The following is a 22,206-nucleotide window of genomic DNA, read 5'->3' on the forward strand; positions in this document are numbered from 1 at the left end:
TCTTTCGAGAAAGTGCATGATAGCGAAGACCGAACGCACTACGACAGAATGATCAAGTTCCTAGATAAGCAGCTGAGAGGGCCATCCATAACCAAGTAGCTATCCGGTAAACGAATACTATCTGATAGCTACCAGGTACTATGATTGCTTACTCTGAATCTCGGGCAATTATTCGTCGCTGTCTTCAAGGCGACACCGACGGTGATCTTGCCCTTCGAGGGGGCGGTTCAGGAAGCCGCCGAAAGCGTCTCCGAAATCGTCGTTATCAGATTTTCGATCCGCAGATGCGCCAATGTCGCACTCTCCGAAGAAAACATTGTTCTCGAAGGGCTGAGTTCGGGCAAGGGCAGGGCAGCCCGCCGCTCCTGATTCTTCTTACGCAGCAACGCTGCCTTTTTGATAAGCTCGTTGTCGCCCGATAGGGCCACGCATTTTCTTGGGGCAGGGGCCGACGTTGTATCTGCCTGACCGTCGACCTGATGGGATTGTTGTCCCGCTTCTTGGGATTGCGCCTCTGGCGCCTCTGGCGCCTCTGGAGGAATGGTTGCGTTCGCCACAGGCGCAACTTTGTCTGGCTCTTTGATCAGTGCGGAATCTGGCGAACCGTTCTGAGCGCCAAGCTGGGTGCCCGCGCCGCCTGCTGCACCGGTAGACGGCTCAGTCTTATCAAAGTCGAACTGCCTTTGTCTCAGCGCCGCGGCGTCCTCGTCACGCTTCTCGGCCGCACGGGACCGGGCCGCATCGCCCTCTACCTCGGCCTCTGCCTTCTGTTCAGCGGTATCCTCGGCAGTCTCTATGTACGTGTAGTCGGCCTCGGTGATGACGTGAGGTGGTTGCGGCAGCGGCGCGTTGAAATCCTGGCTTTCGTAGAGCTCCTTGTAGGCGGTATCGTCATAATACATCAACCGCTTGGCCCGGATGGGCATGTCTCCGTCCACGACGATGACCACATCCTCCCTCGGCAGGCGGCGGGCCTGATCGCGCGTCAGCAAGGGATGCTCCTCGGTTCGCTCAGAGATGTTGTTGGAGAAAAGCCCGTCCTTGATGTTCTTAGACTTGCTCACGACCCGCTTGGTGGTCATGCCAACAGCATCCGACAATTCCGCAATGGTGTCGGGTTCGCTCGGGGTGAGATAGAGTTTGATCCCCGCGCCGCCCTGAAGGGTCTTACGTACCTGCTCCCCATAAACCACATCGAGGTCGGGGATGGTCTGCGTGATGATCGCAAGGTTGCCGCCATAGCTGCGCAGAAGCGAAATGCTCTCGGCCACGACCGGCATCCGGCCGATGCGCTGAAACTCGTCCATCAGGATCAGAACAGGGAAGGGCTCATCCTTGCCGGGTTCATGATCCTGCAGAGTGGCAATCAGGTCCGCGAAGAACAGCCGGATCAGCGGTGCAATCGCCCCAATCTCGTTAAAGGGCGTGGTCAGGTAGACTGTCTGCGGCTTTTTGCGGAAGGTAGCAAAATCGAAGTCGCTTGCATCCGTGACCGCGCAAGTATGCGGGTTCGACCAAGCGCTCATTCCCGATGAGTTTAAGATCGAGATATAGGACGTGAGGGTCTTTTCGTTCATGCCTGCCATCTGCTGGAAGATCAGTCTGGCGCTGCGGTCCTTGACGATGCCGGCATAGGCTTTGAACTTGGCGTTGAAATCTCCGCCTCCATTGGCGAGCTTGTGGATCCGCCCCAAGGTCAGTTCCCCTTGCTCATAGGCGAGAATGCCGCAGGCCACGAAGATAGCCCGGCTATTCGGCAGGAAGCTGGCGGCCGAACTGTCCTCCGCTTGCAGAAACAGCGTCGCGATCTTTTCCAGCTCGGCCATGCGCTTTGCCGGGTTGGTATAGGTCTTGATCCGATCCAGCGGATTGTAGCGGAAGGAGGGTTCGTCAAAGTCGCGTGGACTAAACCGATAAACCGTCTGTCCCATCTTTTCGCGAAAGCGCGCGGTGTCTTCGAAGTTTTCTCCCTTCACATCAAGAACCACGGCGCTGCCCTTGTAGGAAAGAAGGTTCGGCTTGACGAAGCCCACGCCCTTGCCCGCGCCAGTCGGTGCCACCAGCAGGCAATGGGGATACTTACCAGAGACGATGTACCGGCCCTTCCTGGTCGGCCCGGTCGTCTTTGCCAGCACAAAGCCCGTACGGGCATCGCCAAAGAAGTTTTTGCGCTTGAGCTCCCGCTCCGTCATCCAGTGGGTTGTGCCAAATCGCGTCAACTGCTCCTGGACGATGCGGCTGGCGATGAGCAAGCCCGCGCAGAAAAAGCCAATGATGATGATATTGACGATCATCCATCGGTTCGGCTGGTAGTCCTGCAGCGCCAAGTAATTGCGGATTAGCCAGAGAAAGTCCGGCTCTGCGTGGCCAAACCAGTATTGGATCACTCCCGTCGCTACGACATAGCCGATGGCGGCGGCAAAGGCCGAAATCAGCAACACGCCGCCCGCCATCCGAAGCCGGATCGCCATTGTATCACTTGCCATCCTTGTACCCTCCTAGAGCTCGTGACCTTCGTCGTGACCGCGTTCGCGTCGCAGCTGGACCTCGTGCTCGTAGTGCCGCTCAAAAGCGGTCTGCCGCTCCAGCCTTTCGTCAAGCTCCATGACCCTGCGTTCCATCTGGACGGCGGTAATGGCGTCTGACCGGTCCAGACCCCGGCTCTGCTCGGCTTCAAGATACCGCGCTGCCAGGTTCAAACGCTCGGCCTTGTCCAGCATCATAACGGACAAGGCGTCGCTGTTTCCGCCGCGCAGCTCATGAACTGCATCCTTTCCCGCAACTTGCTCCACGATCTCGGTTAGGCGGACCTGCTGCTCATGGCTCAGATGACTCCGGCCTGCCAAATCGCGGGCTTCCTCGATCAGCGCCTGACGATCCTCGGCAACCTCGACCAGGTCGCGGTCGTCTGCCACCACAGGCACAATGCGCTCTGTGACGAGGCTGCGTTCCGAAACCGCCAGGTAGGCCGCGGCAAGATCGCGATATGCCTGCCGTGAGCCGTCTTCGGTCGCCATGTCATAGCCGCGCGCGACTGCGATCTTCTCGGCATCGACGGCAACCCAATGAGCCTCAAGAGCGGCAGACCGGGCCTCGACGGCCACGCGCGCCGCAATCTCGTCAGGATCCATGCAGGTGCTCTCCAAGGCAACGGAAAGCTGGCTGCGGTCCATCGCAGCAATCGCTTCGCGGTGGCCGTCCGCGTAGATCGTCCCCTGTGCGGGTTCAGAGAATTCGGGACGATCAAGCCCGCTGGTCAGCCGCTCAACGTCGCGAACGGCTGCGAAATACTGTGCCTCGATACCGGGGCGGGTGCTTGGGTCAAGCTGCGCAATCGTATCGCGGACCTCGGCCAGCTTGTCACGGGCCTCCTCGATGATAGCCAAGGCCTTGGCGGTTTCAGCGGCAAGCTCCTCCTCGCGAGGCATCCCCAGGCTTGCTCGAACACCGTCCTCTCGTTCTACGCTGTTGGCAGAGCTGTAAGCCCGGTCGTATTCCTTCGCCTGTAGCCCCGTGATCTCAACCTGAACACTTTGCGACAGCAGGTTCTCACGCTCGGCATTGGTCGTCAGAATAGGCTTCGATGCGTCCAGGCCATCATCTTGACGCACATGTTGCATGGTATGGCTCCTCACGTTCTCTAAAATCTCTGGGGTTAATGAAAGGCCGCGTTCCAGCAGGTCGGCGGCTGCGGCAAAACCGCGAGACAGCGCGGAAAACCCGTCCGCGAAGACGGCAGAAAGCGAACGGTATTCGGCGGCATTGGCCAAGATCTGTTCGCGCTTCCATTCCGCGCTGCTTTGTTCGCAGACGGTCGGTGCAAGTTCATGCTGGCTGGCGTGGGCAATGTCTCTCTCGGGCAGCGTGACAGCCCACTGGTTTCGGTGCGTCTCAATGGTGCGCCCATCGCGCGTCACGATCTGGACTGCCTCTTTGCCCTCATGCGTGATGCGAATGGCATCGCCCTTTTGGGCGCAGCTTTCCTGAATGACTGGGCCGAGATCCTTGCCCCACAGGGTCTTTTGACCTTGGGGCGTCTCCACTGTCACGAAGTAGCTCAGGCGCTCTCTCGGGTTGTTTTGATAGGGGGAAGCGCCATGCTCAACGAGCGTTCCGGCAAGGCCACGCACGGCAGGTGCGCGGTTACGCCCTTGTTCATGCTCGTCGGTGATGCCGCGGGACAGCTTGCTGCTGTTGACCATTTCAATGCCGTGGACGGCGGCATGTTCGACGATGGTATCCTTCACGCGGTCATAGGTGAACTCGCCGTCGCGGGCGAAATAGAACCACTCGCCTTCGGCATTCTTACGGTCTACGACGATATGGACATGCGGAAAGCCGGTGTCGGTGTGGAGCGCCGCGATGTAATCGAACCGGCTGCGGCCTTGATCGAAGATGTCAAAGCAGGTAGCACGCATGATCTCACCCACCTTCTCGGGGCAGGTGCCGCGCGGGAAGCTCGCGACCATATGCATCGAGTGCCCGGCCTTGACCCTGCGCTCCCAGCCATCCGCCCATGCCTCGGCAAGCGCCTCGGTGAACTGCGCCGGCAGGTGATCGAGTCGGTCATATTCCTTGTTAGGGTCGATGATGTGTTCGGCTTTGCCCAGCACGTAGCCAAGCTGTGCTGCCAGTCCCCTAGGGCCCTTACAGCCCCCATTTGGGACGACCTTGAACATCACCTGGGGCAGCCCTCGGATGTTCCCTATGGCACGCGCGGTCCGTCCTGTTCGCACACGGAAGGTGTCGCGCCCGGCGCCGCCGCCTCGGTTCTTGGCCCAGTCAAAGCGGCCAATGATGAATTTGGCCTGGCTCATCCCTCATTGCCCTGGCGGAGCAGCGCCTCAACCCGCGCTTTCCGGCGCTTGGCTGCATGGACAAAAAGCGCATCAACCTCTTTTGCTAGTGCCTTCAAGGCCCGCTCGGATAGCTCGATCTGCGCTCGCTGGTCTGCGTGGGGTGACGCACGTCCCTGCAAGCGGACCTCGCGGTTGAGGTGCGCAGCGATCTGGTTGAGGTTTCCCCCCACAGCTTTGATCTGCCGCGACAGGTCCTGAACCGCCTCGACGAGGTCAGGCTCCGGCTCCAAATACCCTGCTGCCAACCGCAAGACGCGACGGCCGAGAGCCGCCCGGGAAAAGCCAAGCCGCCCTGCAAGCCCGTCAAAGGTCGCCCGTTCATCAGGCGTGAGACGGATCGCGACCCGGGCAGAATTCGCGGACGGATGGCCCGGACGGCCATTCTTTTCGATGGCCCGGTAGACTGTCGGCCGCGACACCCCGAAACGCCTGGCAAGCACTGTAACGCTGTCACCACGCTGGAAGGCAGCGAAGATCTCCCTGCTTTCGCTCAGCGAAAGCCGCCGTCCAGTTGGTTTTGGTGAGTGTAACGATGCCAAATTACATTTCCTGCTACATTACTGCAATATTGACTCATAATTACATGTGTGCAACACATTTGGTGAGGTCGTGCGAAATTGTCTTTCTGGGGAGACTGCGATGATGAGCAGAACAACAACATCTGAAGCCGCCCTCGTGGCAGCGTCGTCTACCGAGAGTGTGGCCGATTGGCTTGCTGGTCCGGGGGAAAGATGGAGCGCTGGCAATGCGGCCGAAGTGGCAATTCGGCAATCAGGTCAAGGAGCAACGATGCTGAGCGGCAGTCTGGATAGTTGGCAATGTTGTACTGTGGCCGGCTGGCGCATCGACAATTTGGCAAAATGGTTGGATGGCAGCCTAGCCATAGAGCGAGGTGGCAAGCTGGTCATCTGCCATCGAGGCGATCTGGCACCGTTTGGCTTGGATCGGTGAGGCCCATGCGTCAACCCGCACACACAGCAGAAACACAGCTTCGCATGCAGGCGAGGCGATGCTGACAATCTCCCTGGTGGGCCAGAAAGGCGGTGGGGGCAAAAGCACGGTCTGCTGGATCCTGGCTCAAGCTGCCTTGGCAAGATCACATGAATCCACAATCCTTCTTGTGGAAACCGATAAGCAGGGTTCGACGAGTGGCTTTGTCAAAGGCGCCCATGCAGCCTATCCCGAACTTCAGGATCGGCTATTCTGCGAAAAGGTGTCGAATGGCGAAGAGCTCTATGATCTTGTCGAGAAGGCCATGGAAAGCGGGGTCGACTACGCTTTGATCGATACCGAGGGGCGGCACAGCGATCTGGCTCGCGATGTCATGTCCATGTCCGACCGTATCATCATTCCCGTCAAGCCGGTCCTCCACGAGTATCACAGCCAACTTGCGACCGTCGCTCTGTATGAAGCCTTGCACGCCACGCTCAAGGAAGATGGGCACCAGGCCGCGCCCTGTGGCTTGCTGTTGAACAACCTCAAGCCCGCGCAGAAACTGACGCTCGAACAAGCTGGCGCTCTCGATGTCATCACCGGCCACCCAATGATGCTTCCGTTCTTCATGCCCTTCAGAACCGCCTATGAAACGCTTGGTCGCGGCCGCATCCTGCCCTTGGAGCGAAGTGCGCTGACGGGAGCGGGACAGGGGCTCGCGCGCAAGCACCTGGATGTCGATATCGCAGAAGCGAATACTATCCTTGCGTCAATCGAAGGAATGGCGTGATGGCCCAGCTAGGACATCTCAAAGACAAGAATGCCGACCGCGTCCGCAGGGCGGCGATGCTGAAGAAGGCGCAAGGCTTGGCCCTTCCAGATCCGATGATCGGCTACCCCAAGGGAGCACGACTGGAAGCGCCTGCGCCACAGGCTGATGCAGGTGAAAACCCTTCTTTCAGGAAGGCTCAGAAAGCCGAACCTTCGGATGACACGCCAGCAGCAGAGGTCCCGCCAGTGAAGGATCCTACGGCTCAAGTCGATGCAACCGTTCTCACCGAAAAGAGCAAGCAACAGAACGCAGCGTCTGCACCGGGTCCGGCAGATTCAAGGCAGGTAACAGGTCCTCGAAACGGTGTGGCCCGAAACGGTAGCATGGACAGCGATGAGATTGATAACACGGGGACAATATTCCACCGCGTTATTTTCCAGTTCACGCAGGATCATTTCGCACGGGCCCAGGCAATAGCTGTAACGCTTGGATTATCTCCCCATGGGGTGCTGAAAAAGGCGGCGAAGATGACGACCGTGACCACAAGCGACTTTGTGGATAGAGGGGAAACGGTACGCACTGGCCCGACATTTCGCCACGGTGTCAGCTTTCCCGAAAGCGCTGCAATCAGGTGGATCAAGAAACAGGATCCTCTGGGTTATTACACCTATCCACGCACCATGCTCCGAGCCGTCGGGCGCGCTGCCTTCGACCGGGCAGCAGAAATGCTTTTAAGGCAGCTTGAGAACGACAAGCTGTGACTCCCATCATGAGGGCTTGGCAATCGATCTGTTTGCTCGGACAAGAGGAGTGAAATGAAAAGCTTTGTAGTTTCAGCATTGTCTCTTGCCGTCATGGCCCTGCCGGTGGGCGCGGCGGAATGGCAATCGGTCGAAGATAAGAACCTTTTCCTGCACACGATCCAAGACGGCACAGCCCGTCTTGAACTGGTGTGCGATCCCGAGGGCGCTTGGCTGCCGCCAGAGTATCATGTCGTCGTGACTCCGGCACCAGGACAGTTTCTTGAGGGCACCACGATAGAGGTCCGCACGGAGACGGAAACGCAGACCTTCCCCTTGTCGGGCGGGTCCATCGTCAGCCGTGAGCCGGAAGTCTGGAACAAGGTTGTCGCCACCCTGTCCAAGCCGGGGCCGATTACCTTCAGTGCGGGCGGGCAGGACGTGAGCTTCAACATCGAGGATGAACTGAAAGCGGACTGCGCCATATGATCGGCCGAAAGCTCCGCGTCGGTCCTGGCGCGGCCATTGGGGTTGTCCTGCTTGGGGCGATCCTCGCTGGCATGGCTGATGAACTGACAAAGGAAGCGGAAAAGCTTCTTGGCGATCTGTTCCGGCCGCAAGGCGAGATCCTGTCAGGGCCAGTGCGCGTGATCGACGCTGACACGCTGGACGTGGACGGCACGCGGGTTCGCCTGTTCGGCATCGACGCCGTGGAAAAGAACCAGATGTGCCAAGACAGGGCAGGGGAAGACTGGCCATGCGGTCGTCAAGCGACCGAGAAACTGGAGGCCACCCTCGATGGACAGAACGTGCGGTGCCTCGTGCAAGACACGGACCGCTATGGCCGGGCGGTTTCCGTCTGCGAAGCTGGCGGCAAGGACATTAATTATTGGGTCGTCCGCAACGGATGGGCCGTGGCCTACACCCGCTACAGCCGAGACTATGAACAGGCCGAAGCCGAAGCCCGTGCCGAGGGAAACGGCATCTTCGCCGGGACGTATACCCCGCCAGAGGTATGGCGGTTTCAGCAGAGATAAGGACATGGGGCGGGCACTTGCCCGCCCCGGTGCTGTCAGGCGTCGGGCAGGACAGCGCCGGGGTAGGGGTTCGCGGGTCCGTAGCGCACGCCGTCCTGCTCGAAGCAGCCATTGAAGCCGCACAACCAGGCGCGGTGCAATACGCTGCGCGCGACAAGGCGGCGCAGCCAACGCGGCATGACGCGGCTGGAATGTCCCGCCAGATAGATGCGCAGATAAAGGTTCATGGGGTGATCCGTGAAAGGGGCAAGGGCAGGGGCAGGCGCATCGCCTGCCCCTGTCGTTTTCAGTCACGCCTTGGGCTTGTGATAGACGCAATAGCCGGTCGGAACATTGGTGCCGGAACTGGCGAAGCTGCCCACGGGCAGATCGGTCCAGCGGCCTATGGTGGTGCCGTGGTCATAATGGGCCGTCGCGGGCAGGATGCAGACCAGGACGCCGCCCGGCTTCAGGAACTTTACCGCATGATCGAGGTGCAGCTTGTAGTGCCGGCCATAGAAGGGCGGGTTCATCACGACTGCATCAAAGCGCGGATCGGGGGCAACCTGCAGGAAATTGGCGGTCATGACGGAATGACCCTTGGCGCGGGCCTGCTCGGCGCGGCCTGCGTCATACTCGATGCCGGTCACAGTGACGGGCGCGCGGCCGCGCCGGTCCTCGGGGTTGTCGTTCCACGCGGCCAGCTCGTCCATGATCCGGCCGTCACCGCAGGACGGCTCCAGGATCTGTTCGCCACCTGACAGGTGCAGGGCGCTGACAATCTCCTGCGCCACGCGGCGGGGCGTGGGGTAGAATTGCAGGTCGCGGGCAACCTCCGTGCTTGGCCGCTTGGCCTCGGCCTCGGTCGGCGCGTCAGGCAGAACCTCGCCATAGAACTCGGCCAGGGCGCGGTTGATGTCGCGTCGTCCATCAGCGTTGAAAATCAGATGCACGTTGCCGTTCTTGAAGGCGCGGATGAAGCCTGCGCAGCAATCGGCCTCGCCGTGCCGCTCGGCCTCTTTCATCATGTCGGCAAACTCGCGGTATTCATAGCGCGGCTGGCCGCGATAGACGCGCAGGGCATTGAGCGTGTCCTTCAGCCGCTCCTGGCCCCAACCGTTCCAGCCGGTCGCGCTGCCAATGATGATGCGCTTGGGCAGGCCCTCAACGCCGATCTTGACCTTGGAATGGCTCTTGTAGGCGGGGTCCAGATCGCAAAAGCACTCGGCCAGACCCTTGAGGACGTGAAAGCGCGGGTCCAGGAGATAATCCCCGAACACTTCCGCGATGTTGGGCAGGGTGAAGGGCAGGGGGTTGGTCAGTTTCAGGTCAAGCTGCTTGCGGTCCTTGGCACTGGCAATGCGCTCGATCTGCAATCCCTCATAGACATGCTTCCAGGCTGACCGCAGCAGGGCAAGGCGCACATCGCGTTCGTAAAGGCTCGGACTGCGGGAAAAGACCTGACCGCCATAAGCTCCGCCTATACTAGCGGCAACATTGACCGCTGCCTCGGCCCGGCTGAAGTCGGCAATCACCTCGGGAATGGCCGCGACCTTGGCGTCATACTCGGCCACGATCTCGGACAGGCTGCGCCGCAGGGCGGGCGCGGCATGTTCCGTGGTTTCTCCGATCTTCGGAAACTCGGTGTTGTGATAGGTCATGTCGTCACCCTTGACCCAGGAAACACTTGAAGGCGGTCCGGCCGTTATCCGTTATTTCCCAAACCTCATGGCCGTGGCGGCGCGCAAAGCGCCATGCCAGGGCCTCGGTGTCATGCGTGCGGGGGAGGGCGCCGGGATGCGCCCTTGTTTCGATGATCCGCCAAGTCATGCCGTGGCCTCCTGCCGGGCGGCAAAGGCATCGAGCATGAGATACATCGTTTCCATCGAAGGACCGTCGCCATAGACAACGGCGTGGCCAGCCAGGGCCGGGTCGGCTTCGCACTTGGCGCGGACGCGCAGATCATGGTCAAGATAGGCGTTGACCGTGAAGCGATTTTCACCTGCGCCGCTGTCGTAGAAATAGACGTGCCACTTGGGAAGCTGATCGGGGTTGTCGTTTTCCTCGGCCATCAACTCCTGTGCGGTCAGGGTCTGAACCTCGACGCACCGGGCGCAATCGCGGATGAAGCCGTTGCTTTTCGGACCCTTGAAGTCGGCGGTGTCGCGGATGCCGAACACATTGCCGGGGCAACGCTCGGCCACAAGGCGGGCCCCGATCTGTGCGCTGCGGGCGCTGCCGGTCGCGGCAACGTAGGGTGCCGGGTGCATGTCAATCTGGACCACGGGAAAATAGGTCATCGCCGCCTCCTTACTGGCTCAAGGCGGCATAGGTGCCGCGATCTTCGTAGCGGATGATGGGTTCGCCGGTCTTGGACAGTCCGCCCCAGCAAGGGCCGACAAAGCCCGCGATCTTCGGCTGGCCCTGCAACTCGGGGCGCAGGCGGGTGCGGGTCTCGGTCCCGGTGATTTCCGTGCCCATGTCCTCGACCCATGCGGCAAGGTTATCGGTCACGATGCGGGTCATGCCGCTGTCGTCGGTCATGGTGACAATCTCAAACAAAGCCATTCCGGCCTCCTTGTGGTGCTGCCCTTTGCCGGTCTGGTGCCGGATCATCGGGCGGGGTTTCTGGCGAGGACCGCGAAGCGCGCGCCTCTCCTGAAACCCTGCCTCCCGGCGAGGGCAGGAGGGGGACCCAGGCAAGGTTGGACGTCAGGGGCGAAGGGGAGGGGGATCACCCGGCCTGCACGGAGCGCGTAAGCCGCGCAGGAAGGCCGGGGAAACCCCTTCGCCCCGTCAAACGGACGGCCTTGCGTGGGGGAACCGGCGGTTCCCCTGAACGGACACGCGCCCTTCGCGCGTGGCCCCACAAAGGCAGGGGCGTTCGGCTTGTCCGAATCCCCCGGCCAGGCGCGGTCCCGCGCGTTTGCCACGATCACCGCGCCTCGCGCGGGGATCTCTCCATCATCATCGGGGGCCGCAGCTTTCCAGCCTGCCGCCCCTCTGCTGGCGGCGGGCCTTGCAGGGCGGCGAGACGGATGTGCCCATCGTGAGACGCGAAGGGAAGCGAGCCGCCTTATGGGAAGGTTGGTCTGAAAAGCTCTTACAGCCCAGAGGACTGTAAGAGCCCCATGAAGGGTGTGCGCTTGCCTTCACAGGCCGCCACCTAATCATCAAAGGTTAATTCAAGGCAAGATTGATAATGGCCCCGCCAATGCGCGCACACAGCGGGGCCGTCGCCCGAGGGCGACTAAAGAATACTAAGCCAAAAACCAACTAAATAATCCAGTAACATTTCCCTCCAATGGCTTAGCGTCTCACCTCAACTGCCCGCCCGGTTGACCACAGGCTGTGTGCTCGATCCCTGTGGTCTCGCTTACAGCCTGCTTCGGCCCCACCCTGTCCCTCCCAAGGTCGGGCCAGTGCGCGGCTGGACAACCGTGCTACCCGCAAGCGGGCGTTCCTTGACAACGGTTCACCCTGTCAACCACAAATGGTGGGTTTCTGAAGCAACTGCTCAGGTCGAGAGTGGGACGACGGTGCCGTTCTCGGCGCGACGGCTACGGGGATGAGACGTCAGTTCAACTCAGGTGGCGCGATCGTCCTTCGGGGAGCCCATGACGATGTAGGAGGTGATCGCATTGACGTGGGATCGGGTGCCCAGAACGTCGGTGTGGAAACGCTTGTAGTCCGACAGGTTAGCGCATTCGACCCGCAGGATGTATTCGAAGGCTCCGGCGATGTTGTGGCATTCCGTCACCTCACGGGCGATGGCCATGGCCCGCTCGAAGCCTTCCTGCGCCGCCTTGGTATGGGATGACAGGCCGACCATGACGTAGGCTGCGAACCCTCGTCCCATCGCCTCCGGGTCCGTGACGACGCGGTAGCCCCGTATCACGCCGGCCCGTTCCAGCTCTTGAACGCGGCGGAGGCAGGCCGACGGGGACAGACCGATGCGCTCCGCAAGCTGCACGTTGCTGATGCGTGCCTCGCGGCGCAGTTCGCGCAATATTCGATGGTCAGTTTCGTCCAGCAGCGCCATTCGTTGTGCAGATACCGTAAAATGATCAACCTTTGGCGCCTCATTGCACCCTGGGCGCTGTAAGTTCGTCGCATTCCTTCCTTCAGGCAAGTCCTTATGAGCTTCGCACTCCTCACCGCCCTTCTGGGTTTCGCGTTCGTCACCACCGTCACGCCGGGTCCGAACAACCTGATGCTGATGGCCTCGGGTGCGAACTTCGGTTTCCGCAGATCCGTGCCGCACATGTTGGGGATCTCCGGAGGCGTCTCGGCCATGGCCTTTCTCGTGGGAATGGGTCTGATGGCGGTGTTCGAGGCCGCTCCGATGCTCGGCATCGCGTTGCAGGTGGTGTCCGTCGTCTATCTGCTCTGGCTTGCCTACAAGATCGCGACAGCGGCCCCCTTGAAGGATCAGGCCGCGAACGCCCGTCCCATGAGCATGATTCAGGCAGCTGCTTTCCAATGGGTGAACCCAAAGGCGTGGGCGATGTGCCTGTCGGCCGTCACGCTCTATGCCCCCGACAGGACGGTACTGTCGGTCGCCGTTGTGGCCGGCGCCTTTGCCGTGGTGTCCATGCCCGCGATCTCCCTGTGGGCATGGCTGGGAACAGTGATACGGCAATGGTTGTCGAACCCAACGCGGCTGCGGGTCTTCAACGGCCTCATGGCATTCCTGCTGGTCGCCTCGCTGTATCCAATCTTAAGTTTGGGAAGGTAGCCTTTCGCAATGGCAGGACATGAATGTCCGAATTGGTTTCGACTTGTCAAATGTCCGAACCAGACCGGCCCACACATCGCTTCGCGAGGAGGATACCTTTATGACCACCGCCGGGCACATGGTTCCTTACAAGGTCGGCAACTGCCGCCGCAGAATGGGCTTCGGTAGGAAAGGCCGGGTGAAGAACGGTTGTCACCCCATGTGACCCGCAGGGCCGAGACTGGGCCGCTGGACTGACTTGTAGCGGCCCCGCTACAGGCTGGCTCGCGCCTGGCGCGGGCTTCTCCCGTATCTTCTTCTTAGACCGCGCGGCGACGGCAGAAGGATCAGAAAGGCAAGTCAGGGTACCATCCGTCTTGCAACATTCATAAATGCGACATGTTGCAGCAGTATGGGCTCAAGCTGTTCTTGGTCGACGTTTACAGTGGAGCCAGCCGGCGATGACGCTAGAGGAAATGCAAAAGGTCGCAGACATTGTTGGCACAGCAGGTCACGGCAACGAGATTTTGGTAGGCCAGCTTATCGACCAACTGGCCGCTGCATTCCCAGAGTTTGACTTCTTTGAGGCGGAGTTGGACGAAAGTGAGCTGCCAGATGGAATGGATTATCGCCCGGTGAAGGTGTCCGTATCGTTGATGTCGCAAGGATAGTAGCACGATAGCTTGGCCCTACTCGAATATTCGCCCGGTTGACCACAGGCTGTTCGCTAGATCCCTGTGGTCTCGCGTACAGCCTGCTTCGGCGTCCCGCCTCCCCTCCCAAGGTCGGGCCAGCGCGAGGCTGGACAACCGTGCTCCTGCCTCCATTTCTGTCGTTGTTATCCCCGGAATGATCCACGCAAATTGTGGATAACCGCGTCAGCGGTCCCGCCCGAAGAGACGAAGCGGGCGACACGGGAAAAGCCCACAATGGAGGGGCAGGGGGTTAAGCTCAGGGCGATGGCCGGCGCCAGCCGGACGAAGTCTGGACCGCGGTCCCGGTCGAAGGACGGGATGCGGCAGATCATCCACAGGATCAGAAAAGATTTTCGCCCTCTTTCCGTCTTTTCTGCACTGCCGTAAATGTGGCAGGGAGACTGCCACATCAATCACCAGTTGAATGTTATGAATGCTCCCTTTCTGCCCGGCCAGCATCTGCTTTCGGCCGCCATCAGCACAGCAAGCCGTCTTGCTGCCAAGACCGGCGAGCTGCCGCACCTGAAAACAGTGGCCGAGGAGCTTCGGATCGAAGAGCATCTCCTCAAGCAGGTCATCTTCGACCGCGAGCATCTGCTTGTGGCGATGGCCGATGTCGCGCTGCAACGGCTGCTGCACACCATCACCCGGGAGGCCGCGCGGCAGTCATCACCTGTCGATCAGCTTGAGGCAATGGCTGTCGCCTATGTCGACTGGGCGCGTCTCTACCCGCAGGAGTTCCGGTTTGTCGGGGAAATGCCTGCTCGTGTTTTCGAGGCCCATCCCCGTCTTCTGCAATATGAGCAGTCGGTCCATGATCTTATCATGAAGATCCTTCAGCGTGCCCAGGAGCAAGGCTATCTTGATCCGGACGAGGACTTGGTCATGCTGCGGGCGATGAGCCATACTTACCTGTATGGCGTCATCACCAAGATGCTGCTTGGGGATCTGGCCCGCTGGACGCCCGGCTCAACTGACCAGGACGCCGCGCGAACGGCTGTGCAGGTGTTCAACAGAAGACTGTTCAAACCTGCGGCTTCATCTACTGATGCAAGAGCGGCAGGGGCAGGATCACATTCTCACGTGAGACCTGTCTAACCCTGCTCCGGGCCGCATTGCGCGTCAAAGGCTGCCAGCAGTTTTTCCAGGCCCAGCATGTCGCACAAGAACCTGACCGCTTCGGGGTCGTTCTCTTCGGCCTGAAAGGCGGTAGCATAGATATTGTCGGCCAGGGCCTTGAGGGCACGCGCCCGTTCGGCTGTAAGATTTTCTTCGGTCGACGCATATTCAATATCGGCGGCAGCATCACGGGCAGCCATGACGATTGCGGAGACGATCATTGCAGATTTCCAGTCATTGCCTGCTCGTGTTGGGTAAGGTTTATGGTGCCCGACCTGACAGCGGAAAAGAAGGAATGGAAGATGGCAAATGACGTGATCCACAAGCTTGTGGGCTATCTTCGGCAGATCGAGATGCTGGCTGAGAAAGGCGATCTTGACGGTGTTCTGCTTGAGGCGCGTCTTGCCCTTCGTCTTTGCAATGCTCCGTCCCACAGCGACACGACCTCCGACGCCAAGGCGTGAGCTGCTACCCTTCGCGGACGAACACCCCGGCTGACGTCAGCGCCTGGATGAACTCGGCCCTCGCCTGTTCGGCCGTCACGCTGCCTGCGGCAAAAGCGATGCAGGAACCGGCCGCCTGCTGGTAGGCAGGATCGGCCGGGTCGCATTGTTCCATCAACGCCCCACCCATGCCGTTGGCATCATTGACGATGCGAAACCGGTTGTCGGTCTCCTGGTAGGCTACGGGCCGGATCGTGCGCAGCCCGCTTGCATGGCCCGCCATGATTTCAGTCCTCGGACAGCTTGCGCTCGACCTTGTTGCGGCTGTTGCCTTCGGACTTCACGGCGTCCCGCACCTCGTCCTTGGACACGTCCATCTTCTCGGCTTCATAGCGGACTTCGTGATCCTGTCCGGCTGCGACCTGACGGCGATCCTGGGCGCGGCCCCTGTTTGTCTGTTCCTGGGTCATCGTTGCGTCCATACCTGTGAAGGATCAACGCAGTCGTCTCTGCGATGTTTCCCCGACAGGGGATCAGGCGCGGCGGCGCAGGATCACCAGATAGAGGAACATTCCCCAGGCAAAGAGGTCGAACACCCGCTGGATATAGACCAGCACGAGGTGCAGGCCCGTGCCGATGAGGGGCAGCAGCGTCAGCGCCTCGCCATGATAATAGAGCGACATGGCGAAGGCGACGTTCATCAGCAACAGCAGGACCGCCGCAGCCTTCAGCCCGCCGAGCTCAGTGGCGGGCGTGCCGTGCGCGAAGTGCAGGGCATCGACCGGCTGCAATACCAGGAAGCGGATGCGGCCCGTCAGGGTATCGGGTGGCATGGCCTGAACCTCGCTCGGACTTGCCGACCATGATAGCACCGTATAGGCTAATTCGTAAATACTGTGCATACATATTAGGGCGCACATGGGCAAGTTATCCATCCGCGACGAAAGCGTGAACGATCTGGCGGAAACGCTGGCGGAGATGCTGGGGGTCACCAAGACAGAAGCGGTGCGGCAGGCGATCCAGAACGAGATCGAGCGCATCCGGTCCATGCCGACCATCGAGGACCAGATTGCCGCCCTGCAGGAGCGGGTGAAGAACTACGGCTTCAAGTCCGTGCACATCGTTCCGCCAAAGGGCAAACGCTGATGTTCATTGATAGCTCTGCCTTCCTTGCCATCCTGGGCAACAGGTCTGACGCGGCCTTGCTGGTGGAAAAGATCAAGAACAGCCGCAAGCCGTGCAAGACCTCGGCCAGTGTTCGTCTCGATGTGGTCATGGCTTTGGCCGAAAGCGGCGCGGACAGGCGCGGCGTCTCATCTGAGGCGGTTGAGCAGGCCACCGAGGTATTCGACAGCCTGCTTCAGATCCTGAAGGTCTATGAAATCGTGGTCAGCCCGCGCATCGCGGCTGACGGATGCAGGCTGGCGGCCCGCTTCGGCCAGGGAGCGGATCACCCGGCGAAACTGACGGTGCAGACCTGCCTCGCCCTTGCGGCCGCGGAGTCGCTGCACCTGCCGGTGCTGCACAGCAACCCGGCCATCGACAGGATCACGGAACAGGACTGGACGGCATGGCGGGCGGGGGAGTGACGGGTGCGCGAAAGTCGCGCGGCAGTCTCAAGGTTCGGTGGTTCCGCCGCGCCGTGCCCTGGGGCACGGTCTATCTGACCTGCGACGAGCGGTATCCGCAGCGGATCAAGATCGGCTTCACGCAGCGCAAGATGACCGAGCGGCGGCGCGAGCTGGCGCGCGGTTTCGAAAAGCGGCTTCTGATCGTGCAGACGATCCAGATGCCGCACGCTCATTGCCTTGAAAGCCGTTGCCTCAAGAGCGCGACACGGCTTGCGGATCGGGACTTTGCCAAATCGAGCGAATGGTTCGTCCTGGGCGACGGCTTCACCCTCGATGATGTGGCGCAGACCATGCTCGACAATGCGCGGCGCCTTCGGCGGGAAGCCCGATGGAAACTGGCATGGCCCTCGCAGGGTCGGGTTACGGTCTTTGACTCTGGCTGGCGCAAGGACGGGCTGCGGCCGTCCGAGAAGTATGATCTGTCCTGACCGGGAACCCGCATTCCAACCCTACGTTGAGCGACACTCCCTCCCTGAGTCTCGCCCCGCCCCAAAGGGCGGGGCTTCTTCATAGGCTGACGGCGCAGCCGTCTCCGCTTGGCCGCGAAAGCGGTTCCCGCGCGGATAGCGCGAGGCCGGGCAGGGCGGGGCCGGCTCGACGGCTCCACCCCGCCTGGTCAACCAGATCGACACGTAAAAGCCCCGCTGCTGCGGGGACCGGGGGGTTAGATCGCAGCGATAAGCCGCTCTCCGCGTGTGGGGTGCATTTCGTAAATCAGAACCTCGATGCCGAGGCGGGCGGCGCGGCGTTGGCCGCGCCGCTCCGCTTCGGCCAAGGTGGCGCAGATGATGGGCAGGTCGTCGGGATCGTCCCGGATCTCGTAGGTGGTCAAAGCGTGACTCCCGGCTTGAGATTTCCGGCCGCGTCCAGCCAGCCGCGTGCTGTGGCGCAATCCATGCAGATGCAGGTGCCAGATCCCTCGACCACAACCGGCGCAAGATAGACCCAAGGGTTGCTCCTGCCGCATTTGCGGCAGGACAGGGCGGGCAAGGGGTGGGGGCCGCTCATGCGGCAGCCCCTTCTTCTTTCTCAGCGGGCTTGCCTTTTGCCAGCCATTCGGCCGCCTTCTGCGCCTCACTGGCGGCTTTGAAGATCAGCCGCTTGTCGTCCTTCAGGGCGCGTAACCAGCTTTGGACATAAGCGCCGGATTGCTCAAAATCGGGGGTCAGGCCAAGCCGGGCGCAAGTCATGCAGTTGCCAATCTCGGCAATCAGTTCCTCGAACGCATAAGCCTTGCGGTCGGTGAAGCGGCCAAGCCGGTCAAGGCGGCTCTTGTGGCCGGTCCAATGCGTGGCCTCATGGGCGAGCGTGGCATAAAATCCAGCGGCGCTGTGGAAGGTCGCAATCGGCGGCATGTGGATGAAGTCCTCGGCGGGGTTGTAGAAGGCTTGCGGCTCGTCGCTGGTGCGAATGTCCGCGCCGGTCGCCGCAAAGAAAGCGTCAAGGGCGGGGTCGGCCTCGGTGCCAAGGTCATGGGCAGGCTCGGCGGGGGTGCCGTAGTATTCTGCGGGCAAGCCGTCGATCTGCTCGGCGTTAAAGACGCGATAGGCTTTCAGGTAGGGCAGGCGGCGTTCCTCGCCCGTTTCCGCGTCCTCGCGTTCAAAGGTGCCGTATTTGACAACGGTTGACGATTTCTCGCCCTTGCGGACCTGTCCGCCTGCCTCTTGGGCCTGCTTGTAGGTGAACCAACGGGCGGCGCGGTAGCCTTTGGCATCGGCGGCAAGCCACAACATCAGGACGTTGATGCCGGAATAGGGTTCGCCGTTGCTGCGCAGCGGGAAGGGTGCGCCGCCCTTGTCGCCGGTCCACGGCTTGCGCCATGCCGGAGTACCCGCCTCAATGCTGGCAATGATGCTGTCGGTGACGTGGGCGTAGAGGTCGAACGTGTCAGCCATGTGTGGCCTCCTTGTGGTGCTGCCCTTTGCCGGTCTGGTGCCGGATGATCGGGCGGGGTTTCTGGCGAGGAAGCGCGAAGCGCGCGCCTCTCCTGAAACCCTGCCTCCCGGCGAGGGCAGGAGGGGGACCCAGGCAAGGCTGTCCGTAGGGGCGAAGGGGAGGGGGATCACCCGGCCTGCACGGAGCCGCAGGCGGAGGAAGGCCGGGGAAACCCTTTCGCCCCGTCAAGCGGACGGCCTTGCGTGGGGGAACCGGCGGTTCCCATGAACGGACACGCGCCCTTCGCGCGTGGCCCCACAAAGGGCCGGGGCGTTCGGCTCGACCGAATCCCCCGGCCAGGCGCGGTCCCGCGCCTTTGCCGCGATCACCGCGCCTCGCGCGGGGCTCTCTCCATCATCATCGGGGCCGCAGCTATCCAGCCTGCCGCCCGCTTCGAGGCGGCGGGCCTCGCAGGGCGGCGAGCGGAACGCGCCCATCAAAGAGCGAAGGGAAGCGAGCCGCCTTGTGGGAAGGTTCGGCCCCTGTCACCCGCCCGGCTTTATGCCAAGGTCAGGCTAGCGACGCTTTGAGCCCAATGCCGCCATTCGTCTTTTTTAATCAGCTCTGCCGCACGCCCTCAGTAGCCAGCTTCATCCCGAGCGCTGCGAAGGACGCGGCGAAGGCACGGCGCAACCAATTCATCGCTCGTTCGCTTTGCAACAGACGCTGACGTCCTGTTGCTGCAACAGCGACGTAGCCCATAAACACCGCGAAGGTCATGACAGAGAATCCTAAGCCGAGTTCAACCAGCAGGCCGACCGGGCTGCCGACCGGCACGAACTGGGGGATGAACGCCATGAAGAACAGAGGGAGCTTTGGATTCAGGATGTTTAGCAGGATGCCACGCCAAACTAGCCTGCCGGGCGGCACCGGCGCGGACGGACGCACCGACAACCCACCTCGGTCGTTCAGGACGGCCCAAGCCATCCAGACTAGATAGGCTACGCCTGCGAACTTGATGGTCTGAAACAGCACGGCGCTGGTGTGCAGAACGGCGGCCAGACCAACCATGGCAACAATCAGATGGATAATCGTCGCAACAGTGCAGCCAGTTGCAGCCCAGAACCCTGCCCGGACACCGCCGCCGAGAGTTGACGAAAGCGTATAGACGACGCCGATTCCCGGTGAGAGACAGATAATGAACGCAGTCAGCAGATATTCGAGGCTCATAGTTCTGGTCTCCAAATGCGTCGAGGATTGCGTGAATTCTATCGTTCAGAATGTTGCGCGTAAACTTGGCGACCGTCAGCTCTGTCCGCAAAGCTGACGCCTGTCCCATGCACCCCGCAAGCGATCGCAACCCGCAGGGCCGAGACTGGACCCGTAAACCGACTATTGCGGCCCCGTACAGGCTGGCTCGGGACGAGACGGACGGCGCGGGACAAGCCGCAAAGGAGGGGCAGGGGTTCAGGCTCGGGGCGAAGGCCGGCGCCAGCCGGACGCAGCCTGGCGCGGTCCCGGCCAGAGGCCGGGATGCGGCTAGAACAATTTTCTGATGTTGCGGACGCCCTTGCCTGATCCTGTGGGCTTCACGCGCAGATGCGATGACAGTCCCAACAGGCCGGTTTTCAGCAATCTCGGCTGGGCATTTGCGCCCTTCATCAGAACCTCGTGGATCATGCCGGTGTTGCGTTCCGCCTCGACCCTGAACACGTCACAAATATCATCGCCGGGGTCCAGGATTGCCCAGAGATCGTATTCTTCATTCTTGACGCAGGACACCATGTAGGCCGCCATGACATCGGCGGCCCAGTTTATGACAGGATTTGGCGCGATCCCTCTTTTCCTTGCCTCGGCCATGCAGAAGTTCTTTGCGGCCTTAAAGGCATTGGACACATCACGGGGGCAATCCGATATTCCGCCAGTATCGCGAATATCCTCGATCCAGTTTGTGTAAATCACTTGATAGATCATCTGCCATCCCTGACCTGAAGGCCGCCCAAGGCTCGAACCTTGCCCGAAGCATACCCTCGCAGCCCTTCGCCACAACACCCGGTATGATGCGTCTGTTTCAGGACCATGCCCGCCACGATTGAAGCCCGCCGTCAGATGGGCCAGGACGCCGCCAGGCGTCCTTGTTCTTCCGCTCGGCCCTCAGGGCAAGTGGTTGCTTTGGCGTCTCGGGCAAACTGCCGGGGCGCAGACAACCACGACCCCACCCTGGCGCACTCATCAATGGGGAAACCGGACCATTCCAAAACGATCTGTGGTTGTTCAATGCTTTAGAAGATCAATCTAAAAGAGAAGCAGAAATCCGCTTCATCGACGTAAGCGCGGCGCCAGCCGCGCTTTCCTTGTCCGCGCAGCGGTTCCGCGCGAACAGCGCGGGGCCGTGGCGGCGGGGCATTGTCCTGCCGCTACGGCCAACCTTGGGGAGCTGCGCCTGGACAAAAGAAAAGGCCCTGCGTGATGCAGGGCCAGTGCTATCCTCACCACAAAGATATGAGTATGCAACTCAGCCGGGGGCCGATACGGCTGGTGCAAGTCTTCGGTACCACTAACAGGCTTACTGTTCTAGCGACTGAACCGATTATTCCATCAGGTCAGGGCCATCTTGTCGGGCTGCGGGCGGATACCTGCGCGGCCTCGCAGAGGGCAGGCAGGGCGTTCGCGCCCTGCCGCCGTGGTTCACGTCATGCCTTCGGGCGGCGATCAAGGCGGAACCGGACAAGCCAGGATGGCCCGAGCCGGTTGCGCAGCCCATAAAGGACGGGAATGGCACTGGCGTTCATCCATTGCTTTTGCAGTTCGGCCTTCCAGCACCGGCCATGCTCGGCCGCAAAGGCCCGCAAGGCTTCCCATTCCTCGGCCGTCAAGCCGTCACCGGGATCGGCGCTGTCACCGGCCTTTTCCCCGATGATCCGCTGCAATTCCTCCCGTCCGGCATCGAGCATGGCGCGGGCTTCAAGATGGGCAAAGGGTTTCCAGAACCGGGCGCGGGCTTCCGGGGTCTGCTCGATCCCGGCGATGCGTTCGAGGTCTCCGATGGTCACGACACAATCTCCTGCGGGGTGAAGGGGTGGGGCGCTTGCGCCCCACCGTTTGGTCACTTCATGCCTTCGGGAAGCCATGCCGCGATCTTCGCGGCCTGTTCCTCGGTGACGGCAAGGGCGCTGCGCAGATCCCCGTCGCCCCGGAACAAGGCTTCAAGCCGCTCGGCCTTCTCGCCTTTCTTCATCTTGGCGAAGGTGGTTGCGGAAGGGGACCAGTTCAACCGGGCTGTTAATCTGTTCGTAAATCACGGGTCGTATCCTTGTTGTGTGGTGAGTTCTTCTGTTAGGGATGCCCTGCCCTCATTGCCCTGGGGGCAGGGCGGGCTTTGTCAAAGTGCGCCGTGCTGGATCAG

General features: G+C 61.2%; 31 protein-coding genes. 12 read left to right on the plus strand and 19 right to left on the minus strand.

Translation table 11 applies throughout. The features are described 5' to 3' along the window. Positions 1-227 precede the first annotated feature (227 nt). From JX613_RS07755 to JX613_RS07765, 3 genes are read right to left on the minus strand one after another with little or no spacing between them, the layout of a single operon-like run. Positions 228-2,486, minus strand: a complete 2,259-nt coding sequence (locus JX613_RS07755; protein WP_207100885.1) for a type IV secretory system conjugative DNA transfer family protein — start codon at positions 2,484-2,486, stop codon at positions 228-230. Between the two features lie 12 nt (positions 2,487-2,498). Next, on the minus strand, positions 2,499-4,817 hold the full coding sequence (locus tag JX613_RS07760) for a relaxase/mobilization nuclease domain-containing protein (protein WP_207100886.1): 2,319 nt from the start codon (positions 4,815-4,817) through the stop codon (positions 2,499-2,501). After that, positions 4,814-5,398: a helix-turn-helix domain-containing protein gene (locus JX613_RS07765; RefSeq protein WP_207100887.1), complete on the minus strand. Its 585-nt coding sequence runs from the start codon at positions 5,396-5,398 to the stop codon at positions 4,814-4,816. The genes JX613_RS07760 and JX613_RS07765 overlap by 4 nt, the downstream gene beginning before the upstream one ends. Before the next feature lie 250 nt (positions 5,399-5,648). Between JX613_RS07765 and JX613_RS07770 the strand changes: the two genes are divergently transcribed. The 5 genes from JX613_RS07770 to JX613_RS07790 all read left to right on the plus strand — a co-directional run bounded on the left by JX613_RS07770 (position 5,649) and on the right by JX613_RS07790 (position 8,341). After that, positions 5,649-5,810, plus strand: a complete 162-nt coding sequence (locus JX613_RS07770) for a hypothetical protein (RefSeq protein ID WP_207100888.1) — start codon at positions 5,649-5,651, stop codon at positions 5,808-5,810. Positions 5,811-5,868: 58 nt separating this feature from the next. Then, on the plus strand, positions 5,869-6,582 hold the full coding sequence (locus JX613_RS07775; RefSeq protein WP_207100889.1) for a ParA family protein: 714 nt from the start codon (positions 5,869-5,871) through the stop codon (positions 6,580-6,582). After that, entirely contained in the window at positions 6,582-7,325 is a 744-nt protein-coding gene (locus JX613_RS07780; protein ID WP_207100890.1) for a hypothetical protein, read from the plus strand. The genes JX613_RS07775 and JX613_RS07780 overlap by 1 nt, the downstream gene beginning before the upstream one ends. A gap of 54 nt (positions 7,326-7,379) precedes the next feature. Then, complete coding sequence (locus JX613_RS07785; RefSeq protein WP_207100891.1) at positions 7,380-7,793, plus strand: hypothetical protein; 414 nt, start codon at positions 7,380-7,382, stop codon at positions 7,791-7,793. Positions 7,794-7,864: 71 nt separating this feature from the next. After that, the gene (locus JX613_RS07790) at positions 7,865-8,341 is read left to right on the plus strand and encodes a thermonuclease family protein (protein WP_207100892.1); all 477 of its coding nucleotides are present in this window, start codon (positions 7,865-7,867) and stop codon (positions 8,339-8,341) included. 35 nt (positions 8,342-8,376) lie between these two features. Here the strand turns inward: JX613_RS07790 and JX613_RS07795 are convergent, their stop codons facing one another. From JX613_RS07795 to JX613_RS07815, 5 genes are all read right to left on the minus strand, one after another. Beyond that, positions 8,377-8,568, minus strand: a complete 192-nt coding sequence (locus JX613_RS07795) for a hypothetical protein (protein WP_207100893.1) — start codon at positions 8,566-8,568, stop codon at positions 8,377-8,379. Between the two features lie 63 nt (positions 8,569-8,631). Further along, a complete protein-coding gene (locus JX613_RS07800) occupies positions 8,632-9,981 on the minus strand; it encodes a DUF4942 domain-containing protein (RefSeq protein WP_207100894.1) in 1,350 nt (449 codons plus the stop codon). 165 nt (positions 9,982-10,146) lie between these two features. Then, on the minus strand, positions 10,147-10,620 hold the full coding sequence (locus tag JX613_RS07805) for a hypothetical protein (RefSeq protein ID WP_207100895.1): 474 nt from the start codon (positions 10,618-10,620) through the stop codon (positions 10,147-10,149). 10 nt (positions 10,621-10,630) lie between these two features. Beyond that, positions 10,631-10,888 (minus strand): hypothetical protein, encoded by a 258-nt coding sequence (locus tag JX613_RS07810; protein ID WP_207100896.1) that lies wholly within the window; start codon positions 10,886-10,888, stop codon positions 10,631-10,633. Positions 10,889-11,906: 1,018 nt separating this feature from the next. Next, the gene (locus JX613_RS07815; RefSeq protein WP_207100897.1) at positions 11,907-12,362 is read right to left on the minus strand and encodes an Lrp/AsnC family transcriptional regulator; all 456 of its coding nucleotides are present in this window, start codon (positions 12,360-12,362) and stop codon (positions 11,907-11,909) included. A 96-nt stretch (positions 12,363-12,458) separates the two neighbouring features. Between JX613_RS07815 and JX613_RS07820 the strand changes: the two genes are divergently transcribed. The 3 genes from JX613_RS07820 (at position 12,459) to JX613_RS07830 (ending at position 14,830) form a co-directional block, all read left to right on the plus strand. After that, complete coding sequence (locus tag JX613_RS07820) at positions 12,459-13,058, plus strand: LysE family translocator (RefSeq protein WP_207100898.1); 600 nt, start codon at positions 12,459-12,461, stop codon at positions 13,056-13,058. Between the two features lie 371 nt (positions 13,059-13,429). After that, positions 13,430-13,708: a hypothetical protein gene (locus JX613_RS07825; RefSeq protein ID WP_207100899.1), complete on the plus strand. Its 279-nt coding sequence runs from the start codon at positions 13,430-13,432 to the stop codon at positions 13,706-13,708. Between the two features lie 411 nt (positions 13,709-14,119). Then, positions 14,120-14,830, plus strand: coding sequence for a TetR-like C-terminal domain-containing protein (locus JX613_RS07830; protein ID WP_207100900.1), 711 nt, complete (start codon positions 14,120-14,122; stop codon positions 14,828-14,830). Here the strand turns inward: JX613_RS07830 and JX613_RS07835 are convergent. After that, positions 14,827-15,072, minus strand: coding sequence for a hypothetical protein (locus tag JX613_RS07835; RefSeq protein WP_207100901.1), 246 nt, complete (start codon positions 15,070-15,072; stop codon positions 14,827-14,829). The genes JX613_RS07830 and JX613_RS07835 overlap by 4 nt on opposite strands. A gap of 42 nt (positions 15,073-15,114) precedes the next feature. Between JX613_RS07835 and JX613_RS07840 the strand changes: the two genes are divergently transcribed. Beyond that, a complete protein-coding gene (locus tag JX613_RS07840) occupies positions 15,115-15,315 on the plus strand; it encodes a hypothetical protein (RefSeq protein ID WP_207100902.1) in 201 nt (66 codons plus the stop codon). A gap of 4 nt (positions 15,316-15,319) precedes the next feature. On the opposite strand, the gene JX613_RS07845 is transcribed toward JX613_RS07840, so the two are convergent. From JX613_RS07845 to JX613_RS07855, 3 genes are all read right to left on the minus strand, one after another. Next, positions 15,320-15,577 (minus strand): DUF982 domain-containing protein, encoded by a 258-nt coding sequence (locus JX613_RS07845; RefSeq protein WP_207100903.1) that lies wholly within the window; start codon positions 15,575-15,577, stop codon positions 15,320-15,322. 4 nt (positions 15,578-15,581) lie between these two features. After that, the gene (locus JX613_RS07850) at positions 15,582-15,764 is read right to left on the minus strand and encodes a DUF3606 domain-containing protein (RefSeq protein WP_207100904.1); all 183 of its coding nucleotides are present in this window, start codon (positions 15,762-15,764) and stop codon (positions 15,582-15,584) included. Between the two features lie 63 nt (positions 15,765-15,827). Continuing rightward, positions 15,828-16,127, minus strand: a complete 300-nt coding sequence (locus JX613_RS07855; protein ID WP_207100905.1) for a hypothetical protein — start codon at positions 16,125-16,127, stop codon at positions 15,828-15,830. Positions 16,128-16,212: 85 nt separating this feature from the next. Between JX613_RS07855 and JX613_RS07860 the strand changes: the two genes are divergently transcribed. The 3 genes from JX613_RS07860 to JX613_RS07870 all read left to right on the plus strand — a co-directional run bounded on the left by JX613_RS07860 (position 16,213) and on the right by JX613_RS07870 (position 17,353). Beyond that, on the plus strand, positions 16,213-16,440 hold the full coding sequence (locus JX613_RS07860) for a type II toxin-antitoxin system VapB family antitoxin (protein ID WP_207100906.1): 228 nt from the start codon (positions 16,213-16,215) through the stop codon (positions 16,438-16,440). A gap of 62 nt (positions 16,441-16,502) precedes the next feature. Beyond that, entirely contained in the window at positions 16,503-16,883 is a 381-nt protein-coding gene (locus JX613_RS07865) for a hypothetical protein (RefSeq protein WP_207100907.1), read from the plus strand. Beyond that, positions 16,865-17,353 carry a GIY-YIG nuclease family protein gene (locus JX613_RS07870; RefSeq protein WP_207100908.1) on the plus strand — a complete coding sequence of 163 codons (489 nt, stop codon included), beginning with the start codon at positions 16,865-16,867 and terminating at the stop codon, positions 17,351-17,353. The genes JX613_RS07865 and JX613_RS07870 overlap by 19 nt, the downstream gene beginning before the upstream one ends. Before the next feature lie 236 nt (positions 17,354-17,589). Here the strand turns inward: JX613_RS07870 and JX613_RS07875 are convergent, their stop codons facing one another. The 7 genes from JX613_RS07875 to JX613_RS20165 all read right to left on the minus strand — a co-directional run bounded on the left by JX613_RS07875 (position 17,590) and on the right by JX613_RS20165 (position 22,038). Beyond that, on the minus strand, positions 17,590-17,757 hold the full coding sequence (locus JX613_RS07875) for a hypothetical protein (RefSeq protein WP_207100909.1): 168 nt from the start codon (positions 17,755-17,757) through the stop codon (positions 17,590-17,592). Further along, entirely contained in the window at positions 17,754-17,933 is a 180-nt protein-coding gene (locus JX613_RS07880; RefSeq protein WP_207100910.1) for a hypothetical protein, read from the minus strand. The genes JX613_RS07875 and JX613_RS07880 overlap by 4 nt, the downstream gene beginning before the upstream one ends. Next, on the minus strand, positions 17,930-18,991 hold the full coding sequence (locus tag JX613_RS07885) for an ArdC family protein (protein ID WP_336512281.1): 1,062 nt from the start codon (positions 18,989-18,991) through the stop codon (positions 17,930-17,932). The genes JX613_RS07880 and JX613_RS07885 overlap by 4 nt, the downstream gene beginning before the upstream one ends. Before the next feature lie 427 nt (positions 18,992-19,418). Continuing rightward, positions 19,419-20,030: a LysE family translocator gene (locus JX613_RS07890; protein WP_207100911.1), complete on the minus strand. Its 612-nt coding sequence runs from the start codon at positions 20,028-20,030 to the stop codon at positions 19,419-19,421. A gap of 309 nt (positions 20,031-20,339) precedes the next feature. Next, positions 20,340-20,774 carry a hypothetical protein gene (locus JX613_RS07895; RefSeq protein ID WP_207100912.1) on the minus strand — a complete coding sequence of 145 codons (435 nt, stop codon included), beginning with the start codon at positions 20,772-20,774 and terminating at the stop codon, positions 20,340-20,342. A gap of 719 nt (positions 20,775-21,493) precedes the next feature. Then, a complete protein-coding gene (locus tag JX613_RS07900; protein WP_207100913.1) occupies positions 21,494-21,853 on the minus strand; it encodes a hypothetical protein in 360 nt (119 codons plus the stop codon). A 53-nt stretch (positions 21,854-21,906) separates the two neighbouring features. After that, positions 21,907-22,038 carry a hypothetical protein gene (locus JX613_RS20165; protein ID WP_272874513.1) on the minus strand — a complete coding sequence of 44 codons (132 nt, stop codon included), beginning with the start codon at positions 22,036-22,038 and terminating at the stop codon, positions 21,907-21,909. Positions 22,039-22,206: the final 168 nt, after the last annotated feature.

The sequence above is a fragment of the Paracoccus shandongensis genome (assembly GCF_017315735.1).
Taxonomy (GTDB): domain Bacteria; phylum Pseudomonadota; class Alphaproteobacteria; order Rhodobacterales; family Rhodobacteraceae; genus Paracoccus; species Paracoccus shandongensis.

Coding starts and splice junctions, on each gene's coding strand:
- JX613_RS07755 (WP_207100885.1), bottom strand. CDS start 2,486: ATGGCAAGTGATACAATGGCGATCCGGCTTCGGATGGCGGGCGGCGTG.
- JX613_RS07760 (WP_207100886.1), bottom strand. CDS start 4,817: ATGAGCCAGGCCAAATTCATCATTGGCCGCTTTGACTGGGCCAAGAAC.
- JX613_RS07770 (WP_207100888.1), top strand. CDS start 5,649: ATGCTGAGCGGCAGTCTGGATAGTTGGCAATGTTGTACTGTGGCCGGC.
- JX613_RS07775 (WP_207100889.1), top strand. CDS start 5,869: ATGCTGACAATCTCCCTGGTGGGCCAGAAAGGCGGTGGGGGCAAAAGC.
- JX613_RS07780 (WP_207100890.1), top strand. CDS start 6,582: ATGGCCCAGCTAGGACATCTCAAAGACAAGAATGCCGACCGCGTCCGC.
- JX613_RS07785 (WP_207100891.1), top strand. CDS start 7,380: ATGAAAAGCTTTGTAGTTTCAGCATTGTCTCTTGCCGTCATGGCCCTG.
- JX613_RS07790 (WP_207100892.1), top strand. CDS start 7,865: ATGGCTGATGAACTGACAAAGGAAGCGGAAAAGCTTCTTGGCGATCTG.
- JX613_RS07795 (WP_207100893.1), bottom strand. CDS start 8,568: ATGAACCTTTATCTGCGCATCTATCTGGCGGGACATTCCAGCCGCGTC.
- JX613_RS07800 (WP_207100894.1), bottom strand. CDS start 9,981: ATGACCTATCACAACACCGAGTTTCCGAAGATCGGAGAAACCACGGAA.
- JX613_RS07805 (WP_207100895.1), bottom strand. CDS start 10,620: ATGACCTATTTTCCCGTGGTCCAGATTGACATGCACCCGGCACCCTAC.
- JX613_RS07810 (WP_207100896.1), bottom strand. CDS start 10,888: ATGGCTTTGTTTGAGATTGTCACCATGACCGACGACAGCGGCATGACC.
- JX613_RS07815 (WP_207100897.1), bottom strand. CDS start 12,362: ATGGCGCTGCTGGACGAAACTGACCATCGAATATTGCGCGAACTGCGC.
- JX613_RS07820 (WP_207100898.1), top strand. CDS start 12,459: ATGAGCTTCGCACTCCTCACCGCCCTTCTGGGTTTCGCGTTCGTCACC.
- JX613_RS07825 (WP_207100899.1), top strand. CDS start 13,430: ATGCGACATGTTGCAGCAGTATGGGCTCAAGCTGTTCTTGGTCGACGT.
- JX613_RS07830 (WP_207100900.1), top strand. CDS start 14,120: ATGTGGCAGGGAGACTGCCACATCAATCACCAGTTGAATGTTATGAAT.
- JX613_RS07835 (WP_207100901.1), bottom strand. CDS start 15,072: ATGATCGTCTCCGCAATCGTCATGGCTGCCCGTGATGCTGCCGCCGAT.
- JX613_RS07840 (WP_207100902.1), top strand. CDS start 15,115: ATGGTGCCCGACCTGACAGCGGAAAAGAAGGAATGGAAGATGGCAAAT.
- JX613_RS07845 (WP_207100903.1), bottom strand. CDS start 15,577: ATGGCGGGCCATGCAAGCGGGCTGCGCACGATCCGGCCCGTAGCCTAC.
- JX613_RS07850 (WP_207100904.1), bottom strand. CDS start 15,764: ATGACCCAGGAACAGACAAACAGGGGCCGCGCCCAGGATCGCCGTCAG.
- JX613_RS07855 (WP_207100905.1), bottom strand. CDS start 16,127: ATGCCACCCGATACCCTGACGGGCCGCATCCGCTTCCTGGTATTGCAG.
- JX613_RS07860 (WP_207100906.1), top strand. CDS start 16,213: ATGGGCAAGTTATCCATCCGCGACGAAAGCGTGAACGATCTGGCGGAA.
- JX613_RS07870 (WP_207100908.1), top strand. CDS start 16,865: ATGGCGGGCGGGGGAGTGACGGGTGCGCGAAAGTCGCGCGGCAGTCTC.
- JX613_RS07880 (WP_207100910.1), bottom strand. CDS start 17,933: ATGAGCGGCCCCCACCCCTTGCCCGCCCTGTCCTGCCGCAAATGCGGC.
- JX613_RS07890 (WP_207100911.1), bottom strand. CDS start 20,030: ATGAGCCTCGAATATCTGCTGACTGCGTTCATTATCTGTCTCTCACCG.
- JX613_RS07895 (WP_207100912.1), bottom strand. CDS start 20,774: ATGATCTATCAAGTGATTTACACAAACTGGATCGAGGATATTCGCGAT.
- JX613_RS20165 (WP_272874513.1), bottom strand. CDS start 22,038: ATGAAGAAAGGCGAGAAGGCCGAGCGGCTTGAAGCCTTGTTCCGGGGC.